This window comes from Streptomyces sp. NPDC048275, from assembly GCF_040652275.1.
Taxonomy (GTDB): Bacteria; Actinomycetota; Actinomycetes; order Streptomycetales; family Streptomycetaceae; genus Streptomyces.
Genome location: NZ_JBEZLR010000202.1, coordinates 1 through 5,007, shown reverse-complemented (window position 1 = coordinate 5,007; position 5,007 = coordinate 1). Strand labels below are relative to the sequence as shown.

The window sequence follows — 5,007 nt, the reverse complement described above, 5'->3', positions numbered from 1 at the left end:
ACGAGATCTTCGAACGCCTCGCCGGCTACCTCAACCGCTTGCCGAGCCCCAAGCCCTAGTTATGCAGCGCTTCTGAGACTCAGGACACTAGGGCGCCGGTTCGACGGCTTCTGCGGTACGGATGCACGTGCGCGTGCCGCGCTCGTCGGTGTCCACGCCGCCCTGACCGTCGTACTCCTGCCGGTCTTGACGGGGCATACGACGTACCTGGTCGGCTGGACCCGGGTGTCCGTCCGCGACCCGCGCATTCCCGCCGCCTGACACCCTCAGCTGAAGCAAGTCTCAAGTGAACCTCAGAAGACGCGAGATCCTCTCGCTCGACGCCCGCACCCCGTGGAAGGATCAATCTGCGCGGGGACGCCGAAGGGGAGAGGCGAATCCGGGCGCAGGGGGGCGTGGGCACTGCTGAAAAGTGGTGCCTCTCTTTCGCACGCAAGGCGTTTTCCTGCTGACTCTGCCCAACCGGCTTTCTCAGTTCAGTCGAATTCTTCCTTCACACACTTCCGCTGGCTTTGCCATGCCTGTTTGTCTTTCGAGGGTGCCATGAAGAGACGGATATGGGCGGCGGTCCTCACCTCGGTGATGACCGTGGGCCTCGGCGCGATACCCGCCCACGCTGTCCCGTCGCAGAGCATCACGGCGACGGCCACGACCGAGGGCGACCCGGTCGATCCACCGCTCTACGAGGAGACCGCGGACGGGGACACCGTGCGGGTCAACGTCGTGACCGAGAGCCGCGACGATCTCTCGAGCGCCGCGAGTACCGGTGACACGCTGATGTCCTTCTCGTCCCTGCCGATGATCACCCTCCGGGTCGACCGGTCCGGGCTCGACGAACTCGCCGCCCAGGACGGTGTGGTGAGCGTCAGCGAGGACACCCTCTCCGAGCCCACGCTGGACGAGAGCGTGCCCCACATCGGTGGCGATCAGGCCATCAAGGCCGGGAAGACCGGTGCCGGGAGCGCCATCGCCGTCATCGACACGGGAGTCGCCACCAGTCATCCGTTCCTGAAGGACCGGGTCGTCGCCGAGGCGTGCTTCTCGCCGATCGACCCCGCCTACTCAGCCACCAGCCTGTGTCCGCAAGGAACAGCCGCTGAGGAAGGGCCGGGCACGGCCGACTCCGAGGTCGGATCGTGTGCGACGATCACCGAGTGCGAGCACGGCACGCATGTCGCGGGCATCGCGGCGGGCGACGGTACGGGGATCACCGGGGCGCCCGTCTCGGGCGTCGCCCCGGGCGCCGACGTGATCGCAATTCAGGTGTTCAGCAAGTTCGACTCCGAAGACTACTGCGGCGAGGGCAACACCCCTTGCGTGAAAAGCTTCGCCAGCGCCCAGGTCAGGGCACTGGAGAAGGTTCTGCAACTCCAGCAAGCCGGAACTCCGGTGATCGCCGCGAATCTCAGCCTCGGCGGCGGACAGTACAGCTCTGCGTGCGCATCCGACGTGCGCAAGCCCATGATCGACGCTCTGCTGGAAGCCGGAGTCGCCACCGTTGTCGCAGCGGGCAACAACGGATTCAGCAACAGGGTCAACAGCCCGGCCTGTGTCTCCAGCGCCGTCACCGTCGGCGCCACCACCGACGACGACGAGGTGGCCTCCTTCAGCAACCGCGGCCCGCTGCTAGACCTCTTCGCCCCCGGCAACGACATCGTCTCCTCCGTCATCAGCGGCTACGGCTCCAAGAGCGGCACCTCCATGGCCACGCCGCACGTCGCCGGCGCCCTCGCCGTCCTCAGGCAGGCCTATCCCACCGAGGGCATCTCCAGCCTGGTCTCACTGCTCGCCACCAGCGGCACCCTGATCACCGACGAGGCGGGCGTCACCGTGCCCCGTATCGACGTCGGCAAGGCCGTCGCCGCGATCGAGCCGAAGCCGGAGGCCGACAAGAAGCCCCGCGCCTTCCAGGTCGACAACGACAAGGACATCGCGATCCCCGACGCCACGGCCACCGCGGCGGGCGCCACGGTCACCTCGCCCGTGACCGTCGCCGAATACCCGGGCAACGCGCCGAAGAACCTCAAGGCGTTCGTCAACATCACCCACGCCTACCGGGGCGACGTGAAACTGGAGCTCGTCTCGCCGGCCGGTACGACCCATCTGCTCAAGGCCGCGAGCACCTCCGACGGCACGGACGACATCGTCGCGGAGTTCACGGTCGACGCCTCCGCCTCGGTCGCCAACGGCCAGTGGACGCTGCGGATGACCGACACCGACGACGGCGACACCGGCGCGCTGACCACCTGGTCGCTGATCTTCCCGACACCGTTCGAGCAGACCACCAGCCAGGCCATTCCGGACTCCGGCACCCTCACCTCCACCATCAACGTCACCGACATCGACGGCAACGCGGCCGGTCCGCTCCAGGTGTACGCGAACCTCACGCACACCAGGATCGGCGACCTGCGGCTGATCCTGCAGAGCCCGGACGGACAGTCGTACACGCTCAAGCCCTACGGCTCCGAGGCGGGCGGCACACTCCAGACGACGTACGGCGTGGACGCCACCGAGGCGGTCGCCAACGGCACCTGGACGCTTAAGGTGACCGACTCCGCGACCGGGTCCACCGGTGACCTCAGGGGCTGGTCGCTCGGGTTCCCGTCGTACGAGAACCAGACCGTGAAGGCCATCCCGGACAAGAACTACACCGAGATCTGGACCAAGGCGTCCGGGCTGTCGGGCGTCGGTTCCGACAAGCTCCAGGTGTATGTACACGTCGAGCACGAGTTCCTGGCCGACCTCAAGATCCATCTGCTCGCCCCGGACGGCTCCATGCATCTGCTCAAGGACAACGGCTCGCCCGGGCGGGCCGGGACGCTGAAGAAGGTCTACACGGTCGACGCCACCGATCTGCCGGTCAACGGCTGGTGGAAGCTCCGCGTGGACGACGTGGGCCTCGGCGACACCGGCACGGTCAACAACTTCGTCGTGCGGTTCTGAGCCGCCCCGGCACCCGCACGGGCCCCTCACCTGCGCCCTCGCACCTCTCCCGGTGCGGGGCGCAGCCCCTTGCGGGGCTTGTCGTGGCCACGGTCGTGTCCGTGACACCGCGGATCCTGCTGGCCTGCTGCGGCTCCGTCTGTGTCACCGACGACGCCTCCTGGAGCTCGAGCGTGTCATCGCCCGGGGCGGGCACGACATCCTGGCTGGGCGAGTCGTCTTTTTCATTTCCATTGAGAGGCAACGTTGTCGCGATGCGGGAAGCTCAGATCTAACTCAAGCATTCGAAGTTTTCCGACTGGGGGACGGATGGCGTGCCAGAATTCTTTTCAAGACGCAGTTCCGATGGGGAACGCGTAAGAATTATGGGGGGGGACACCAATGTCCGTTCGTACCAGACTTGCGGCCGGCGCAGTCGGCATCCTGATCCTCGGGGGCGCGACTTCCCCGGCATTCGCGGACACCGACGTGCCGATCGACGAGCCGGTAATCGCCGAAGGCTCGGAGATTGTGCCCGACGAGATCGGCGACGTTCCGTCCGAAGGCGGAGAGATCCTCGACGGTGTCGAGTCCATCGACGAACTCAACGAGGAACTCGACCTGCCCGGTCAGGCCGATGGCCCGGACCTTCCCGATGCGGTCATCACCGGCGACGACGACATCTCCTCGCCCTCCGGACAGTACTGCGGTGCCCCGTACAACTTCGTGCACGTCACCCAGAACCTGAAGAACACGATGTCCGTCAAGTACAGCACCTTCGTACAAAACAAGCGCAGCACCAGCATGGATTGGAAGTTCACCTCGAAGAAATCCGGCACGACCGAGATCGGCGGTTCAGTCACCCTGAGCACCGAGGCCAAGATCCTGTGGCTGGGAAAGGTCAAGACCGACTATCAAGTCTCCGCAAAGAAGTCCTGGACCTCCGAGTTGGGAGTCGAGGCCTATGGCAAGGTCAAGGCGGGTAAGACCGTATACGGCGACTACGGCATCAAGAAGGAGAAGGTGTACGGCTACAAGGCCCGCGTCCAAAGCGACTGCACCATCACCAACAAGCAGTACAGCACCATCTGGGCTCCGTACCGCGAGGGCTGGGTCATCAGTGACTAGTACTACAGCCGGTCGTTCGCATCGTTGCAGGTCACAGCCCTGTTCCTGCGGCCTGTTCCCTGATGGAGCGTCAGGTGTTCTCGGGAGTGCAAGCCCTCAGCCAGGACGTTTCCAAGGGCGGCGAGTGGCGGCGAGTTCACCGCTTTCCACTCTCTGCCGAACCCCCGGCTGTAGTACTAGCTAGCCAGTGCCAGACGGTGCCCCGGACCACCCTAGCTAGGGAGTCCGGGGCACACACCTTTAGGAGATCATCAATGCGTAAGGTTGCACTCGTCGCCCCTGTGCTGCTTGCCCTGGTTCTTTCAGCATGCACATCCGGAAACAAACAGGCCGAAAAAAAGGATAACGCTAAGCCGGTTTCTAAGGCTTCGACCGGGAGCGAAACGCTTGATCTGAAGCTACCGAAGGAGGCTGACTACTTGGTCCCGGCCACTTCTGGATCGGGAACGAAGGATGTCGAGCCCTTCCATTCAAAAGGGGACGTTTACACCGTCCACTTGCGGTGCGAAGGAAAGGGTGGGATTTCCCTTGGGGACGGGACCTCTGACCCAGTGCAGGTCAAGTGCGGCAGCCCTGTCGCCATCGGCCACGTCTTCATCGACAAAGGAGTCAAGCAGAGCTTGACCGTTTCGCCCGATAGTGAGAAGACGAAATGGGCGATCGCTATTCTGGAGGGGAAGCAAAAGCTCACACCGTAAGAGCTCGTAACGGGATCTTGCTGAGGTGTGTCGGCTGAGTTGAACGCGAGCGCACCCGCTCTCATCCGCTGGTGGGTACTTCGCCTTCCGGTGTGGGGCCGAGAGATGGGAAATGCTGTGGACCTCCGCCAATTCGCCATCGACGCCTGGTTGTGGCTGAACTACTAGTACTCCAGCTGTAGATCGTGATCTTGCTGGCCCCGTGCCAGATCTCGGGCCGAACTGATCCCCGTCTCGATTGGTCCGGTCCGATGCGCTT

Annotated in this window: 3 protein-coding genes; all 3 read left to right on the top strand. The window is 64.4% G+C overall.

The window, feature by feature from the left end:
- Positions 1-543 precede the first annotated feature (543 nt).
- The 3 genes from AB0D57_RS47070 (at position 544) to AB0D57_RS47060 (ending at position 4,748) form a co-directional block, all read left to right on the top strand.
- Positions 544-2,943 carry a proprotein convertase P-domain-containing protein gene (locus AB0D57_RS47070; protein ID WP_362088668.1) on the top strand — a complete coding sequence of 800 codons (2,400 nt, stop codon included), beginning with the start codon at positions 544-546 and terminating at the stop codon, positions 2,941-2,943.
- Between the two features lie 381 nt (positions 2,944-3,324).
- On the top strand, positions 3,325-4,050 hold the full coding sequence (locus tag AB0D57_RS47065) for a hypothetical protein (protein WP_362088667.1): 726 nt from the start codon (positions 3,325-3,327) through the stop codon (positions 4,048-4,050).
- Positions 4,051-4,304: 254 nt separating this feature from the next.
- Positions 4,305-4,748, top strand: coding sequence for a hypothetical protein (locus tag AB0D57_RS47060; protein WP_362088666.1), 444 nt, complete (start codon positions 4,305-4,307; stop codon positions 4,746-4,748).
- The last annotated feature ends 259 nt before the right edge of the window (positions 4,749-5,007 follow it).